Source organism: Streptomyces sp. S.PB5 (assembly GCF_030403745.1).
In the GTDB taxonomy this organism is placed as follows: domain Bacteria; phylum Actinomycetota; class Actinomycetes; order Streptomycetales; family Streptomycetaceae; genus Streptomyces.
Window position 1 is genome coordinate 25,518 of sequence record NZ_JAQMWP010000030.1, and the last position, 15,550, is coordinate 41,067.

A 15,550-nucleotide genomic window follows, 5' to 3' on the forward strand; every position below is an offset into this window, starting at 1 on the left:
TCGACCTTGTGACCAGGCAGAAGGCACTTGATGAACGAAGGGAACGGTGGGGGAGACGCCGGTTCGGGTGTGTCCCGGCGCAACTTTGCAGGTGGGAGCCTGGTCGCGAACGGCTCACCTGACCTCTGTTGTCCCGCCGACGAGCACAGGCCTCGATCAACACCATCGAAGGGAACCGAACGTGATCATCAAGAACGTGACCGTCATCGACGGCACCGGCGGTGCTGACCTGCCCGCCATGGACGTCCGCATCGCCGACGGGCGGTTCGAGGACATCCGTCCCTCCGCCGCGGACCCTGCCAGGGCGCCGAGCGGCGACGACGGCGAAGTGGTTCTGGATGGAGGCGGCGGCTACCTGCTGCCAGGTCTGTGGGAGAGCCATACTCATCTGACCGGGTTCGCCATGTCCCTGCCGGAAGCCGAGCGGCTGCCGCACATCCAGAGGGCCATGGCCGGCTATCTGGCCTCCGGCATCACGTCGGTGTGTGATCTCGGGGGCTCGGTCACGCAGAGCCGCACGATCCGCGAGGCCGGGCGGGTCGGCGGCACCGCGGCATCGCTGTTCTTCGCCGGCCCGGTCTTCACCAGTGTCCAAGGCTGGCCCCTGTCATTCCACGGCGAGCGTTCCATGGCCGTCGAAGTGGGCGATGTCGACGAGGCACATCGGCAGGTCGAGAAACTGCTCGACCAGGTCGACTTCGTCAAGTGCATCTTTGACGGAAAGCCCAGGGGTGGCGAGCGGCTTCCCCTGGCCGCGCTCGAGGCGATCATCCAGGCCGCGCACGGCGCGGGCAGGAAGGTACTGGTCCATGTGGCAACAGGCACGGACCTGCGAGAGGCGGTCACGGCCGGAGCCGACTGCATCGAGCACTCCTTCGTCCCGGAGGATCCCGCCGATGCCAGCGAAGCGGAGCAGATCGCTGCCCTGCTGGCCGAGACGGGAACGCTCTACTGCCCAACGCTTGTCACCTGGGAGCAGCTGGGCCGCAGCGGGGATCCTGCCTACCTGGACGAACTCGTCGCTGACGGCATCTCCTCGGCCGAGGACGCGGCCGCGATCGCGGCTCGGCCCTTCTGGGGCATGCCGTTCCCACACCACCCGGCCGACGAATCACAGACCCGGTTCGACTACGCCATGCGCACGCTGCCCCTCTTCCATGAGGCCGGGGTCAAGCTCGTCGCCGGAAGCGACATCGCGATGGCCATGCCCACGCCCGGCAGCGCCCTGCTGCGTGAGTTGCAACTGTTCACCAAGGCCGGACTGCCCCTGTCCGAGATCATCGCCACGGCCACCGGTCGCGCCGCGGAAAAGATCGGGAAGCGGGACGTCGTGGGCACCGTGACGGTGGGCGCCGTTGCTGACGCTCTGCTCCTGGACGCCGACCCGCTCGCGGACATCTCCCACCTGATCGATCCGCGGCACCGCCGGGCCGTCATCAGCTCCGGCCGTCTCATCTAATCGATCACCATTTGATGTAAACGTTGCGCAGGAGTTTCCGGTGTCGAGCGGCGTGCATGGCGCCAGGGTGACTGTCGAGGGCGGCACCGTGGAAGGCCGTTCGCGCTTAGGGTGTCGTCTCCTTCCTGGGAGTCCCGTACGCCGCGCCACCTTTCGGGGCGAACAGGATGCGGCCCCCGCAGCCGGTGATTGAAGGGGGACTACCCGCCTTCCATCCGGAGGCTTTTCCGCGAGGTGGGGAGCGAGGGGGGAGGGGTGCCTCAACCCCAACGTATGGACGCCCGACCTCAAGGCAGGCGGCCTCCCGGTGCTGGGGTGGATCCATGGCGGCTCGTTCGCCAACGGCTCCAATTCCGTGGCGGCGTACGACGGGTCGGCCTTCGCGCGTAGCGGCGTGGTCTGCGTGACGATCAACTACCGGTTCGCCGCGGAGGGTTCTCTCTTCCTCGACGATGATGCGCGACTGGCGCGTGGGGGACCGGGTGTGGGGGCTGATGCCACACCTCGTCTTCGGTGTCGTTGCCGAGTACGTTGCCGCTCCCGAGCAGCGGCTCGCCCGGGCTCCGGAGAACCTGACTCCGCTGGAAGCGCCGTGCTACCGACGTCGGGCACCACCGTCGTGACCGCCCTGACCGAGAAGGCCGGCTTCGTCAGCGGTGAGCGGCTCTTGGTCCGTGGGGCCACGGGAGGCGTGGAAAGCGTCACGTGCAGTTGGGCAAGGCTCTCGGCGCCCACGTCACCGCACTCGCCGGTGCCCGCAACCTCGGCTGGATCGTAGAAATGGGCGCTGACGAAGCCTTGGACTACCGCACGACTCGGCCGGAGGACCTCGACCGTTTCGATGTGGCCCTCGACGTTGTGGACACGCGCCTGGGCGCCTACGGGGCACGGCTCATCCGCATGGGCCGCATGGTCGCGCTGGCCTTCGACCACGGCCGTCCCCTCGCGTCCATCGAGCGGATCACCGAACTCACCAGACCGGCCTGGACGGGAAGCGTCCGCCCCGCGGTGGACACCGTCTTTTCGAAGTCGGACATCGCGGAAGCGCACCGCCGCCTCGAAGCAAGCGGCATGCGCAGGAAGTCACTTCGGGATCTCCCGCGTTTCCATGGCGCTTTCAAGATCATCCCTCGTGCGATGCCCGTCACCAGCACCTATACCGACCAAAAGCGGAATCGAGCACCACCGAGCGCGCGAGGGATGGATCGGCGAGCCGTGGATCGGTGAGTCCTGGATGCGTGGCTGACGAGCGCCCAGCATGGACGCACAGACCGACCGCGGCTGACGCGTCGCTGAACGAAAGAGACCACTGATGGCTCGGAACATCGACATCACCATCCCCGACCTGGCCGGGAAGCTCGCACTCGTCACCGGGGCGAGCGACGGGCTCGGGTTCATCATGGCCTCCCGCCTCGCCCAAGCGGGCGCGGAGGTGATCATGCCGGTCCGTAACCCAACCAAGGGCGAGCAGGCCGCCGACCGCATCCGTGACCTCGTCCCGGGCGCGAGGGTCACCACCCGGGCCCTGGACCTGGCCTCGCTCGACTCCGTGACCGCCCTCATCAAGCAGCTCGTGGGCGAGGGCCGCCCGATCAACCTGCTCATCAACAACGCCGGCGTGATGCAACCCCCGAGCCGCCTGACCACCCAGGACGGGTTCGAGTTGCAGTTCGGCACCAACCACCTCGGCCACTTCGCCCTCACCCAGGGCCTGTTGCCCCTGCTCATCGAGGGCAGGGCCCGGGTCACCCACCAGACGAGCATCGCCGCCCGCAGCGGCGCGATCAACTGGGACGACCTCAACTGGGACCGCGACTACGACGTCACGAAGGCCTACCGCCAGTCCAAGATCGCCGTCGGCCTGTTCTCCCGCGAACTCGACGTCCGCAGCGCCGCGGCCGGCTGGGGCATCACCAGCAACCTCTCCCACCCCGGCGTCTCCCCCACCAACCTCCTCTCCGCCCAGCCCGGCATGGGACGGCAGAAGGACACCGGCGCCATCCGGATGATCCGCGTGCTCTCCCGCGTCGGCGTCCTCGGCACCCCGGCCACCGCCGCCCTCCCCGCACTACTGGCCGCCACCAGCCCCGACGCGCGGGGCGGCCAGTTCTACGGCCCCAACCGAGCCGACGTCGGCGGCGCCCCCGCCGAGCAGACACTGTGGCCCCCGCTGCGCGACTTGGCCGAGGCCCGCAAGATCTGGGAGGCATCCGAGCGGCTGATCGGTGCGCGATTCCCCGCCTGAGGTCCCGGCGCCATCGCAGTCGACGGGCTGCCCGCCAGATCGGCGACCTAGCGCTGGCTCAGCTCCACCTCGGGATGCTGCTGCGCCAATATGCGCCGACGCGGAGCCTGGACGGCGTTGTGGTCCAGCCGGCCGCAGCCTTGGAAGGGCCTCTCCTGCTGGTCCGGTCGTGTCCGGCGCCCGATGCTGGGGCAGCATCGAAGACCAACGGTTTCCTCGGTCACGCCTGGCAGACACTGATCGAACGCCTCGTGCACTGATGGCGCGCGGCTCGGGGCAGCAGCCTCGCGCCCCTGCTTGCCTGCTGCAACACCGATGCGACCCCGCGCGGGACGGCCCTCGACCGTGCGCTGACGTGGCGACGCGCGTCGTAAGGGGGGATCGACAGGCCGTGGATCCGCGAATGCACGGGCGATAGAAGTGAAGCAGCACGGAGAAGAGAGCAACGTTCAGAAGGGGGGAGCGCCGTGATCGATCGCACAGGGCTGGCCGGCTTTCTCCGTAACCGTCGCGAGGCACTGCAGCCGGAGGACGTCGGCATGCCTCGGGGACGGCGTCGCAGAACCAGCGGGCTACGGCGGGAGGAGGTCGCGGCGCTGTGCAACATGTCAGCCGACTATTACGCCCGTCTGGAGCGCGAGCGTGGTCCGCAGCCGTCACCGCAGATGCTCGCCTCGATCGCCCAGGGGCTCCACCTGTCCATAGACGAGCGTGACCATCTGTTCCGGCTGGCCGGGCACAACCCGCCGCCGCGTGGCAGCTCCAGTGAGCACATCAGTCCCGGGCTGCTGCGCGTTCTTGACCGACTGCAGGACACGCCCGCGGAGATCGTCACCGAACTCGGCGAGACCTTGCGGCAGACACCGATGGGCGTCGCCCTCACCGGCGATACGACGCAGTACACCGGTCCTGCTCGAAGCTCCGGCTACCGGTGGTTCACCGACCCGCGCGCCCGAGACCTGTACGCTCCGGAGCAGCACGCGTTCATGACCCGGATGTACGCCGCAGGCCTGCGCGGGATCGTCACCCTCAGGGGTCCCGACTCCCGAGCCGCATATCTCGCGGATCTGCTCCTGGACTCCAACGAAGAGTTCCAGCGGGTGTGGGACGAGCACGAGATCGGGATCCGCCCGCGCGAGGTCAAGCACTTCGTTCACCCGGAGGTCGGTGCCCTGGAGCTGACCTGCCAGCGCCTGATCGACCCGGACCAAGCCCATTCCCTGATGGTCTACACCGCCGTCCCCGGCACGGAGAGCTACGAGAAGCTGGAGGTCCTGTCCGTGATCGGCGCACAGACGCTGCCCTGAACCGGCGGCCCGAAGACCTACTCGGCCGGATGCCGTCATGACGACGTTCGACGTCGGCATCGATTCGAACTTCGACCGTCTGGCGTTACTCACGCTGAACTCGTAGAGCCTGTCGGTGCGATCACCAGGGCTCGATGACCAGGCCGGATCTTCTCAGCCTGCGCTTGACGACGCGAACGAGGGCGTTCAGGTCGGTCGCCACGAAGTTGGCAATGGGGCGCTTCAGGAGCGACCAGATGCCCTCCGCAGGATTCAACTCGGGTGGATAGGAGGGCATCTGGAAGATTCGCAACCAGTGCGTGTGTGCCTCGGCGAAGATGGTGAGTTGTTGGTGGACAGCGAGGATCAGGTCCCGGTACTCACGAAGTGCGGTGGTTCACCGGGGCGGTAGCAGACGGCGCGGACGATGTGGACCCGGCCGTTGCGTCTGCTGCGGACCCGCACCGTGGGGCGTGCTCCGCGTGGTGCCCAGGTTCGTCCCTTCGGCGGCCTCAGCCGCTGTCCGGCTTCGTCCTCGAAGCGGACGTAAGTCGCCCAGGCTGTGCCGCGGCGGGCGAAAGACAACAAGCTCGCCGCCGGCACCGACCGCAGCCGCAGCTGTCGGCCGGTGATCGGGATCGTTCATCCACTCCGCTGTCGACGACCACTCCCGCCTGGCCCACAGCGAGATCGTCACCGACGAGCGCAAGGAAACCGCCGCTTCTGGCAGCGAGTGAACGCCTTCTTCACTGCCCACGGCATCACCGTCAAACGGGCCCTGACGGACAACGGCTGCTGCTACGGAGCTCTTCATGTTGTGGTCCTGTCTCAGGCGGCCAGCTGCCGGTGCAAGGCCTTCGCGTCGTGGACGTTCGTCATGTGCACGAACCGGCCGTCACGGACGTGGTAGACGGCGAACTCAACGATCTCGAAGGAGGCGCCGTTGGGCGCCGCACCCAGCCATTCTTTGGCGGGCGTGCCGGTGTTCAGCAGCCGTGCAGCCAGGTGGTCGCCGTTCACGGAAAGCTCCTGAATCTCCCAGTGCAGGTCCGGAACCGTGTTCCCAAGATCAGTGAGCGCCGAAACGATGAGATCAGCCGTAACGGCGTCGCCGAAGTATGTGAGGTCGTCGCCGAGGAACTCACGAATGCCGGCGAAGTCGTGAGCGTTGAGGGTCTCGATGTAGCGCGTGTAGAAGGCGCGCAGGTCAGTGTCTGACATGGTTCCTCGCTTGGTGGTGATCCAGCACCTTGCTGGTCACACCAGCTTCACCCAGCCCGATGTTACGATCCATAACATGTCGTCCAGGGTTCTTTATCGATCGTCCAGCGCGCCGACCGCAGCGCCCTCCGATCCCGTGGCCGACACGATCGGCCTCTTGCGACCTCGGACCGAGGCCCACCCCGGCCTGCATGCCGCAGCGCCTTGGGCGGTGCAGTTCGACGCCTTCGACTTTGTCGAGATCGGGTGCGCGGTTCGCGGCGCGTGCTGGCTGGTAGTGGAAGGGCGTGAGCCGCTGTACCTGGAGGAGGGCGATTTCTACCTCCTGAAGTCACCCGGCCCCCACACCCTCGCCAGTTCGCTGACCGCGACACCCCGACCTGGCCGAGCATTGTTTGAGAGCGCCTCGCAAGGCGTCGCACGGCTTGGCGCCGAGGCCGACGAGACCAACTACGTGTGCATGGCGTCTCTTTGGTTCGACGAGGCCAATGCTCCGCTCCTGCTGGAGATCCTTCCCCCGCTTGTGCACTTGCCGGCGACGAATCCCCTGATGCGCCAAGTCGCCTACGTAACCGAACTGTTGGGGATCGAGGTCGAGAACAGAGCTGTAGGACGGTCCCTCGTCCTGGATCATCTCGCACAGATCATGTTCGTTCAGGTACTCAGGGCACACGTCGCGCAAACCGACCAGCCCGCCGGATGGCTAGGAGCACTCAGCGATGACGGAATCGGCGCAGCGCTGCGCGCCATGCATGCCGACGTCGCCCATCGCTGGACCCTTCGTGAGCTCGCGGCCATCAGCCATCTTTCTCGATCCGCTTTCGCAGCCAAGTTCAAGAAAGAGGTCGGCGTTGCGCCCCTGGAATATCTGATCCAGTGGAGGATGAGCCTCGCCCGTGACGCGCTTCGCCGTGACACGCGTTCCATCTCCGAACTGGCCTTTGCGACCGGATATGAGTCGGAGAGCGCGTTCAGCACGGCGTTTCGCCGCGTCGTAGGCGTCTCGCCGCGGGAGTTCCGCCACGGTGCACGGCGTGCTGCAAGCGCCTCCACTGAACACGAAGATCATTCGACTCCCTGTCAAGAGCCAGAGCAATCAGCACCAACCTCGGGCTTTCATCCAGAAACCGCAGCTCAACCGATCAAGGAACGTGTGGATCGGACGGAGTTCCCGGTCGGGTGATCTCCTGGCAGTGCGCGCATGAAGGCGGGGCCTCGGGGCAGGCCGATTGCGACAGTCACGGGATCCATGGCTCATCCGCTCCGAAGACCTCGCCGCCCACCGGTTCGACGAGGCCCGGCTCACCGTGCAGGGCTGAGCGCTGTCCCGTAAATGATCTTTGGCGTGGCGGTGGCCTGCTGGTTTCTGCGTCACCCGGCGAGGGTGAGGTTGTGCAAGCGGGCGATGCCGAGCATGGCGTGGTGAACGCCGTCGCCTTTCAGACGGCAGTCGCGAAGGATCTGCCAGCTCTTCATCCGGGCGAAGACGTGCTCCACGCGGGCGCGGACTTTGCGGTGTGAGGTGTTGTGCTCCTCCTTCCAGACCGTGAGTTCGGCCTGGCCCTTCTCGCGACGGTGGGGGATAACCAGGCCGGTGCCCCGGTAGCCCCCGTCCGCGATGACCGTGGTCTTGCCGATGCGTCCTTCGCGCCGGACAGCTCCCATGCCCTGCAGTCGTTGCAGTTCCTCGGCAGGGGCAGGCCGACGGCGGCGACGAGCGGAGTGTCGGCGTCAATGACGACCTGGTGGTTGGTGGAGTACCGATAGCTTTTCGACTGTTCGGCGATGGCGTGGTCACGGGTGGGGACCAGGGTGTCGTTGGGTGCCGTCCACGATCAACAGGCATCCTTGCGGAACCGCTTGCGCTGCTGGAGCGCGAACGCCGGACCGAGCTGATCAATGATGCGGTCCGCAGCCGACTTCGACACCCCGAACAGCGGCGCCGGCCGCCGCAGGGTGAGGTTTGTCCGCCAGTACACGGCGACCAGCAGCACGTGGTCCTCCAGCGGCAGGCTCCACGGCTGGCCCTGCGGACGGGGTCTGCACCCTCGCGCCGCAACATCGTGATCAGCCTGCCGGACTGACGCGGGCTCAGCCCGCTGAACGGGGCTATCCAGACACCTCAGGGCTCTAACGAGTCAAGTCCTCGTCGGTGAGCCCGTGGTTTCCCCAGCGGTTCCAGAGCGTGTGGTGCCAGTCATCGGCATCGGGTCCGGGTGGTGCGACCGCCGGCACCGGGCCTGGGCTGGTCTCGATCAGGTGCAGCAGCGACCAGGCGACGCCGTAGCAGTCGTCGGGGCCGAAGCAGGCAGCCAGGGCCTGCGCCTCGTTCCGTGTGACGGGTGCGGATATGGCTTCGAGTTGTTTGACTCGCCGGTCGATCTCCTCCTCGTCGGCGTCCCAGTCGGGGAGGGGGCCGTCGGCGACAAACGTCTGAACTTCGGGTCTCATCTGCGAATGATCGACCGCTGTGGGCGACCTGAGCAAGGCGCGATGCCGCACGTCAGGCGGCAGCTGTCTCGGTCGCCGAGGGCGGTGAGGGGGAGGCGGCCAGTTCGTAGAACCGTTCGCCGTGCTGGCGGCAGTGGTAGAGCTGGCCGATCATGCGGTTGAAGAGGTTGCGCTGGGCGGCAGCGTGCCAGTCCGCATGGCTGTCGCGGCGGCGCCGGTAATGGGCTTTGGCGCCGGGTGAGGCGGTGATCGCGGAGAAGGCCCAGAGGTATCCGGCGTGGTTGAGGCGGTCGTTTTTCACCCAGCGTCGGGTGACAGTGGACTTCTTGCCGGAGGCCCGGGTGATGGGCGAGACGCCGGCGTATGCCTTCAGGCCGCGGGCGTCGGCGAACCGCTGTCGGTCGTCCCCGATCTCGGCGAGCACCCGGGCGCCGAGCTGGGTGCCGAGGCCGGGGAAGCTGAGGATGATCTCAGCGTCCGGGTGCTGAGGGAACGCCTCCTCCACCGCCTCGGCGAGGTTGTCGGCCGCGGTGCAGGCAGCCTCCAGCTGCATCAGGAGAGCAAGCATCCAGGGCGACGTCGTGTGTCTTCTCCGCCCAGTCGATGCCGCAGTAGATCAAGATCTTTCCCCTCCCCGTGCTCGGGTGTTCGTCCTGGTCACGAGCTCATGCGGAACCACGCAGCGACCTAATCCAAGGACTCGACTTGAGGCCGGTCCGCCACCTCAGCAGCTGTTCGTGGCACCAGCTCACTGCACGGGCCCCGGTCTGCTTTGGAGCTGAAGCGGCTCGGGCGTCATGAGGGGTCACCATGCAGCAGGCTCGCACCACAGACACCAACGAGTGATCAAGCGAGCGGTGTTGACGATGGTGGCAGTCACGAGAGCGTCGGGCATCACCGGTCTGGATATAGGGATCAGGTCCCCGGACGACTCAAGGCGTCAGCCCGACACTCACGTGACCGCCATCGCGACCAACATCTGCTGAAACAGCCCGGGCGTACGTCTCTCAGGGCTGTCGTTACCCCGGATTGGGACGGCTCCGATGCCGTGATCACACCAGCCACCACGAGATCATCGCCGAAGTCCCCAGGGTCGCCCGACCTCTCCATGGCGCACGATGTACCAACCGTTGGTACTGGCTCAACACTCCAGATTTGGCGCTCACCACAGAGAGCCCCCGGTGTGCCTATTGGCCGACCGTGCGGCCTGGTCTACTGGTCGCAGCCGAACCCGCAGGCACGCCGCGCACCCTGGCCACATGCGAGCCCTCCGTGCGGTTTCGGCCCCGCAGGAGGAACCCCTTGCCCACGCAACAGGACCAGGGCGGGGCGGCTCCGACCGGGAAGCGCACACGGCAGACACGCCGAAGAACGGATGACGGGATCTGGATGCCGATCCCGCCCCAGCGCCATCCCGAGGCTGCCGCAGCCCTGGAACGCCACATCACGTGGATGCGCCACACCGGACTGCTGGCTGGCGAAACGAGTGTCGCGCGCTACGGCAGCTGGCACCCCGAAGACGTCGCCGCCCGCTGGTTTCACGCCTGCAGCAGCGCGGACCTGGACCTGGGATGCAGTTTCGTGGGCTGGTTCTGCACCTTCGACGACCAATTCGACGGCACGCTGGGCCGCGACCCGCAAGCCGTCCAGGCCCACATCGAGACCCTGCGGGAGCTGGTGCACTCGGCACCTGGCATGACGCTGCGCGGGGCGCCCCCCGTCGCGGTCGCCTTCGCCGACCTGTGGGCCCGCGAGCAGGACGGGATGTCTCCCACCTGGCGTTCTCGCGCGGTACGGCACTGGGACCAGTATCTACTGGCCCAAGTCCAGGAAGCCGTCCATCGCCGCGACGATGTCGAGCCCGGCGTGGAGGAGTACCTGCAACTGCGTTACGCCAGCGGGTTCATGCCACCCCTGTGGGACGCCGTCGAACGCATCTGGCGCTGCGAGGTTCCCGCCGCGGCGTACGACAGCCCCCTACTGCACGTCATGCGGGACGCCGCCAACCAGAACATCAACATCGTCAACGATGTGTACTCCCTGGCCAAGGAAGAAGCCCGCGGCGATCACCACAATCTCGTCTTCGTCCTGGAGCGGCAGGAAGCCTGCAGCCGTCCAGATGCGCTGAAGACCACGTACCGCATGATCAACGACTGGATGCAGGAGTTCCTGACAGCGGAGGCACAGCTGCCGCTCCTGTACGACACCCTCGGCATGCCCCCTTCCGCCCGCGCCGCTGTGGCCCGGTTCACCCAGGGCATGCGGGCTGCCATCCGCGGCAACTACGACTGGTGCTCCCGCACCACCCGCTACCACGGCCCCCTCAACTCCTCAGACCCCGCCGCCGACAGCACCACTGAGGCGTAGATCAATTGCGGGACAGCGCTTACTAGGACTCCGTTAGGTTTTTCCGTTGGGCCTGTTCAGGAGCATGTTGGGTGTGTGGACGCACATGAAGTGAACCGAATGCGGGCCATGTTGGCGTTGTTCGTGGCGGATGTGTTCGCCTCGGTGCCACGCAAGGATCAGCGAGCCAAGGGCGACTGCTATCTGCGCGGGCTGATGCTGGACGGGCAGCGCAAGTCCATCCAGGCCATGGCTGCGCGGCTGCCGGACGGCAATGAGCAGAACCTGCAGCAGTTCGTGAACCAGTCGACGTGGGATCCGGTGCCCGTCCAACGGCGGCTCGCTGAGCGGATGCTGGCGCGGATCACTCCGACGGCCTGGGTGATTGACGACGTGTCGGTGCCCAAGGACGGCCGGATGTCGGCCGGGGTGGCTCCGCAGTACTGTGGGGCCCTGGGCGAGCGGGCCAACTGCCAGGTCGCGGTCAGTGTCTATGCGCGGCGGCCGTCGACCTGACCGGAGACGCCTGCGCGGCCATGTCGCGCCTGCTGGCGTCGAGTTGGCAGCTCACGGCCGAGTCTGCGGTCCTGCTGGGCGCCGCCGGAGAAGTCCTCCCCGCGGGGCGGGTGCGAGAACTGCACGGCGAACCTGCCCGGCGCGTGGACCAACTCATCCGCCGCGGCCAGGAACAAGGCGTCTTCCGCACCGACCTGCCCACCGCCTGGCTGGTCAGCGCCGTCCACTACATCCTCGACGGCGGGGCGGAGGAGGTACGCGCCGGACGCCTGGCCGCACGCGACGCCGCCGACGTCGTGACGAAGTCCGTGCAATCAGTGCTGACCGGCTTGGTTCCACCGGAGGGCGATGTCCAGAGGTCCCGATAGCACCCGAACAGCTGGTGAGAGAGACACCGAAATGCCTGCGGGACAGGGCTGCGATGGCACCACCGAAGCCCAAGGGCGACGTGTACGCGGCGGTGCGCCGTGATGCGGGGACAGGGATGCCGCACCGGGCTTCGAAGGCGTGAGCACAAGACCGGCTGCGAACCGGCGGGCATTGAGCCCGCTGTCGGTTCAGCGGCTGGACTCGGCGTGCGCGCCGTGGTCGCCGAGCTGCGCCTCGAACCAGTCATGCAGGGCGTCCACCAGCGCGGGCTCCCTCGTGGTGTAGGTGAGCCTGGCGCCGTCCGCCCGCTCCTTGAAGCGCACCTCGATACGATCGTGACCCTCTTGCAGTGCGGCAAGGCCGGGCATGTCCTCGCCATGGATGCGTGCGGGATCCCCGAAATCCCCGCGGCCGAACGCCTCTGCCTCCTTGCGTAGATGGGCGCGTATCAGATCGATCTGCTCCGCATCACCGCGCCGGTCAGCCACCACATCCTGGGTACCGCCCGACGCGGTGGGAGTGAAGCGGTGGGTGGTCTGTTCGAGGTCGAAGGGCATCACGCTCCGGCCCCGCTCGGCCACCGCCTTCTGCCGCTCGCTCTGCCTCTCGCTCGGATCCTGCTGCGAGCCGCCGGCGGCCAGGGCGACAGCCGTCACCGTGCCGGCGAGCGCCATACCTGCGCCCGCCAACAGGGCCCTTCGCCTGGTGCTACTCATCCAGTGCCTCCACCATCACGTCGAGGGCGTGGAGCACGCCCGCTCTCTCATGAGCCGGGATTGATTCAAGGAGCCGGGAGAAGCGCTCCCGTCGCGCCTGAGCGAGGTTCTGTGCGGCTTGCCGTCCCGAAGCGGTGAGCCGCAGGACGACACCGCGTCCGTCGTCGGGGGCAGGGGCGCGCTCCACCCAGCCACGTGAGGAAAGCTGCGTGACCAGCCGGCTCACGGTGCTCTTCTGCAGTCGCAGTCGGCGCGTCAGCTCCACCTGCCGCAGCTCGCCCTCCTGCGCCAGCTCGCCCAGAGCGTGCGCCTCGGAGACCGGCACGGGCTGGCCGCAGGGGGTTGTTTCCGGCTGGTGCAGCCCGAAGGCGCGGACGAAGCTCCCCAGGGCTTCCTGGAGAACGACCGGGTCGTCAGCCCGTTGATCTCTGGACATGGTTCGACCGTACAACCAGAAGGTTCGATGGCACAACCAGATTCGTGCTTGGGGTGAGGCGCTGCTCAAGACGTGAGCGGGGGCAACTGACCACGCTGCGGCGGATCGTGGGCCTCGCGCCAGCGTCTGCACGGCGTAGAGCGTGCCGAGGGCGGCGGCCAGGCCGCCGAGGAGGAGGCGCAGCGTGGTCTCGGGCAGGTAGGGCTGGAGGCGGGCGCCGAGGTAGCCGCCGACCAGCCCGCCCAGCCCACAGGCGAGTCCGAACCACCAGTCGGGTGCGACATCACCGGGACTGATCGGGGACAACAGCGCATAGGTACCCGCACCGACGATCGAGGTGACGAACGTCGCGGCGAGCGCGGCCGGCCACCCGTCCCATGGGCAGCCCCAGGCGGCGAGGATCGGCCCGAGGAGGGACCCGCCGCCGATGCCGTAGATCCCGCCGACCACGCCCACCACCACCGCAAGGGTGGTGAGCGCCCTCGGGAACAGTCCCGCCTCAACCGCCCGGCCGCGGGCCGGGGCGAGGGTACGGACGCACAGCCACACCCCGAGCGGCAGGAGCAGGGCGGCGATCAGCAGCCGGAAGACTCCTGGCCCGGGAAGAGCGAAGACGCGTATCGCGGCGCCAAGGACAACGCCGGGGAGCGTGCCGACTACCAGGCGCCGGGCCAGGCCGCCGCGCAGAGCGCCGTCACGGCGGTACCGCCACAGGGCTCCCGGCCCAGCCACCACATTGAACAGCAAGTTCGTCGGCGTAACCGCCGGGCTGGGCACGCCGAAGACACTCAAGTGGACTGGAAGGAGGAACTGTCCCGGACGCTCCGACCGGCGCGGTCACCATCGCAATCAGCAGGCCAACAGCCAGGCCCGCCCACGCCGTCCAGTCCACCCTGCCCTCCGCGCCTCAACTGCCGCCCGGCCAGTATCCGCGCGCCGGACATCGGCGGGACGTATCGGCAACGAGATGTTCACGGGCAGCAGGAGCACCCGGGTCCGCGATCGGCCTCAACACACTGGACTTGACAGAGAAGTCACGGCTCAGGCCGAACTACCGGTAACGGTAGCTGCGGGGCATCACGGCCTCCGAAGGCTGCTGGAACGTCAATTGTCCAGCAACCCGGCTCCATCAGAACCGGGACCTACCACCGAACACAACCCACGTCGAGGTCGGGAAGATCATCTATCTGCGCCAGAACCACCACTTCGAGCCCGGGGAGATCGCTTGTACCTCAAGCGGTACCACGGCCTCACCATCAGCAAGCCGGGTGTCTGACACATCCTCAACCGCCTCGACACGGGCCGCCTGCCGGTCTCCCAGCGCCACGACCGCAGATGGAAGCGCTACGAGAAGCAACTGCGCGGCCACCGCGTGCAGATCGACGTGAAACGGCTCTGGCCTGAAGCGCGGGAAGCCCCGACGGGGCAGGGTGATCAGACCCTTGCCCCGACGGAGCTCGGTCGGGCGGGTGGAGGGTTACCGGCGCCTAGCAGAGGCCGGTGGTGCCGTGTGTGGTGTTTCCCGGCTCAGCCGAAGTTCACGTCGCTGCACCACATGTAGGCTTGATCAAGGTGCGAGGCTTGCCAGATCACGAACAGGATGTGGTGTCCGGTGTAGCCGGAGGTCTGGACGGGGAACGTGATGTTCTGCGCCGGGGCGAAGCGGCCGGTCTGCGTGATGAAGTCAAGGTTGCCCCAGCCCAGGGTCTGAGTCGTGGGGTTGAAGCCCTGCTTGCTGACGTAAACCTTGAAGTAGTCGGCACCGTGGGACGCCTGGTCGTACAGCTGGACCGAGAAGTTGTTGCCGACGGTGGTGGTCTTCCACTGCCCGGGCTTGTCCAGGCTGGCGTTCCTGGAGAGGTTGTTGCTGCAGAGCGTTCCGTCGGGGGTCCGTGCCTGGAACTGGCCTCCGAGGCCGTCGCGGAGCGCGCTCATCCAGTTCCACATGGTGTCGGCGTTGGCCTGGAAGGCCTGCCAGCACATGGGGTCTTGGGTCTGCATGGCGGGGTTCGTGTGGTTGTTTCCCCACGTCTTCCAGCATTGGTACGCACGGGTCGCGGGGCCGACGACGGTGCCGTGAGCCTGGGCGGGGGCCGACCAAGTGAGGGCGCCGACCACCACCGCGAACAGCATGACGAGCGCCTGGAGAGGCCGACGGAGCGACGACGGCGAACGCCCGGATAACGGACTTTGGTTGCGCATGTGGGGGGACTCCTTCCAGTTGCGAGGCTGTCATGGGAGCGCTCCCAACGCTAGGACTTCTGAGCGAGATGTCAATGAAGTAAACGGAGTTGATTACAGAGGCGGGCGGCGAGCTGGAAATCTGCCGTGAGCCGGGAGTCAGAACCGTTCCCAAAAACCGGAGAGCGAGGGTGTGGCCGAGACTGATGCGCGGGGGGATGTGGCAGGCGGTCACGAGAGCGGCTGTTGCTCGCGCTCATGTCGCGTCGCGTTCTCGCGTATCAGTCGTGGGCGGCTGGTGCGGTGTCGGTTTGTGGGACGAGG

At 67.3% G+C, this 15,550-nt stretch carries 13 protein-coding genes and 6 pseudogenes; 10 read left to right on the forward strand and 9 right to left on the reverse strand.

Features of this window, described 5'->3' with window-relative positions:
• Nucleotides 1-46 precede the first annotated feature (46 nt).
• From PH203_RS45140 to PH203_RS45165, 5 genes and pseudogenes are all read left to right on the forward strand, one after another.
• Nucleotides 47-1,459: an amidohydrolase family protein gene (locus PH203_RS45140; protein ID WP_289928313.1), complete on the forward strand. Its 1,413-nt coding sequence runs from the start codon at nt 47-49 to the stop codon at nt 1,457-1,459.
• A gap of 304 nt (nt 1,460-1,763) precedes the next feature.
• Nucleotides 1,764-2,237 (forward strand): annotated as a pseudogene (locus tag PH203_RS45150) (carboxylesterase family protein); the annotation flags it as partial.
• On the forward strand, nt 2,165-2,686 hold the full coding sequence (locus PH203_RS45155; protein ID WP_289928315.1) for a zinc-binding dehydrogenase: 522 nt from the start codon (nt 2,165-2,167) through the stop codon (nt 2,684-2,686). The pseudogene PH203_RS45150 and the gene PH203_RS45155, both read left to right, overlap by 73 nt.
• Before the next feature lie 85 nt (nt 2,687-2,771).
• Nucleotides 2,772-3,704 carry an SDR family oxidoreductase gene (locus tag PH203_RS45160; protein ID WP_289928316.1) on the forward strand — a complete coding sequence of 311 codons (933 nt, stop codon included), beginning with the start codon at nt 2,772-2,774 and terminating at the stop codon, nt 3,702-3,704.
• Between the two features lie 467 nt (nt 3,705-4,171).
• The gene (locus PH203_RS45165; protein ID WP_289928317.1) at nt 4,172-5,011 is read left to right on the forward strand and encodes a helix-turn-helix transcriptional regulator; all 840 of its coding nucleotides are present in this window, start codon (nt 4,172-4,174) and stop codon (nt 5,009-5,011) included.
• A 121-nt stretch (nt 5,012-5,132) separates the two neighbouring features.
• Here PH203_RS45165 and PH203_RS45170 read toward each other — a convergent pair whose 3' ends face one another.
• On the reverse strand, nt 5,133-5,288 hold the full coding sequence (locus PH203_RS45170) for a hypothetical protein (RefSeq protein ID WP_289928319.1): 156 nt from the start codon (nt 5,286-5,288) through the stop codon (nt 5,133-5,135).
• Nucleotides 5,289-5,628: 340 nt separating this feature from the next.
• On the opposite strand from PH203_RS45170, the pseudogene PH203_RS45175 reads away from it, so the two are divergent.
• Nucleotides 5,629-5,792: pseudogene (locus PH203_RS45175) on the forward strand (IS481 family transposase); the annotation flags it as partial.
• A 26-nt stretch (nt 5,793-5,818) separates the two neighbouring features.
• Here PH203_RS45175 and PH203_RS45180 read toward each other — a convergent pair.
• Nucleotides 5,819-6,211 carry an ester cyclase gene (locus PH203_RS45180; protein ID WP_289928321.1) on the reverse strand — a complete coding sequence of 131 codons (393 nt, stop codon included), beginning with the start codon at nt 6,209-6,211 and terminating at the stop codon, nt 5,819-5,821.
• Nucleotides 6,212-6,224: 13 nt separating this feature from the next.
• Between PH203_RS45180 and PH203_RS45185 the strand changes: the two genes are divergently transcribed.
• The gene (locus PH203_RS45185; RefSeq protein ID WP_289928401.1) at nt 6,225-7,394 is read left to right on the forward strand and encodes an AraC family transcriptional regulator; all 1,170 of its coding nucleotides are present in this window, start codon (nt 6,225-6,227) and stop codon (nt 7,392-7,394) included.
• A 188-nt stretch (nt 7,395-7,582) separates the two neighbouring features.
• Here PH203_RS45185 and PH203_RS45190 read toward each other — a convergent pair.
• From PH203_RS45190 to PH203_RS45200, 3 genes and pseudogenes are all read right to left on the reverse strand, one after another.
• Nucleotides 7,583-8,324, reverse strand: a pseudogene (locus PH203_RS45190) (transposase).
• Between the two features lie 17 nt (nt 8,325-8,341).
• Nucleotides 8,342-8,662, reverse strand: coding sequence for a hypothetical protein (locus PH203_RS45195; RefSeq protein WP_043665274.1), 321 nt, complete (start codon nt 8,660-8,662; stop codon nt 8,342-8,344).
• 52 nt (nt 8,663-8,714) lie between these two features.
• Nucleotides 8,715-9,230 (reverse strand): annotated as a pseudogene (locus tag PH203_RS45200) (transposase); the annotation flags it as partial.
• Nucleotides 9,231-10,051: 821 nt separating this feature from the next.
• Between PH203_RS45200 and PH203_RS45205 the strand changes: the two are divergent.
• The 3 genes and pseudogenes from PH203_RS45205 to PH203_RS45215 all read left to right on the forward strand — a co-directional run bounded on the left by PH203_RS45205 (nt 10,052) and on the right by PH203_RS45215 (nt 11,892).
• Nucleotides 10,052-11,029, forward strand: coding sequence for a pentalenene synthase (locus tag PH203_RS45205; RefSeq protein ID WP_289928323.1), 978 nt, complete (start codon nt 10,052-10,054; stop codon nt 11,027-11,029).
• Between the two features lie 75 nt (nt 11,030-11,104).
• Nucleotides 11,105-11,506, forward strand: a pseudogene (locus PH203_RS45210) (transposase); the annotation flags it as partial.
• 38 nt (nt 11,507-11,544) lie between these two features.
• Entirely contained in the window at nt 11,545-11,892 is a 348-nt protein-coding gene (locus PH203_RS45215; protein WP_289928324.1) for a hypothetical protein, read from the forward strand.
• A gap of 189 nt (nt 11,893-12,081) precedes the next feature.
• Here the strand turns inward: PH203_RS45215 and PH203_RS45220 are convergent, their stop codons facing one another.
• From PH203_RS45220 to PH203_RS45235, 4 genes and pseudogenes are all read right to left on the reverse strand, one after another.
• Nucleotides 12,082-12,567: an aspartate carbamoyltransferase gene (locus tag PH203_RS45220; protein ID WP_289928325.1), complete on the reverse strand. Its 486-nt coding sequence runs from the start codon at nt 12,565-12,567 to the stop codon at nt 12,082-12,084.
• 34 nt (nt 12,568-12,601) lie between these two features.
• The gene (locus tag PH203_RS45225; RefSeq protein ID WP_289928403.1) at nt 12,602-13,045 is read right to left on the reverse strand and encodes a MarR family transcriptional regulator; all 444 of its coding nucleotides are present in this window, start codon (nt 13,043-13,045) and stop codon (nt 12,602-12,604) included.
• A 120-nt stretch (nt 13,046-13,165) separates the two neighbouring features.
• Nucleotides 13,166-13,937, reverse strand: a pseudogene (locus tag PH203_RS45230) (sulfite exporter TauE/SafE family protein); the annotation flags it as partial.
• A gap of 635 nt (nt 13,938-14,572) precedes the next feature.
• Nucleotides 14,573-15,178: a lytic polysaccharide monooxygenase gene (locus PH203_RS45235; RefSeq protein WP_289928326.1), complete on the reverse strand. Its 606-nt coding sequence runs from the start codon at nt 15,176-15,178 to the stop codon at nt 14,573-14,575.
• Nucleotides 15,179-15,550 lie beyond the last annotated feature (372 nt).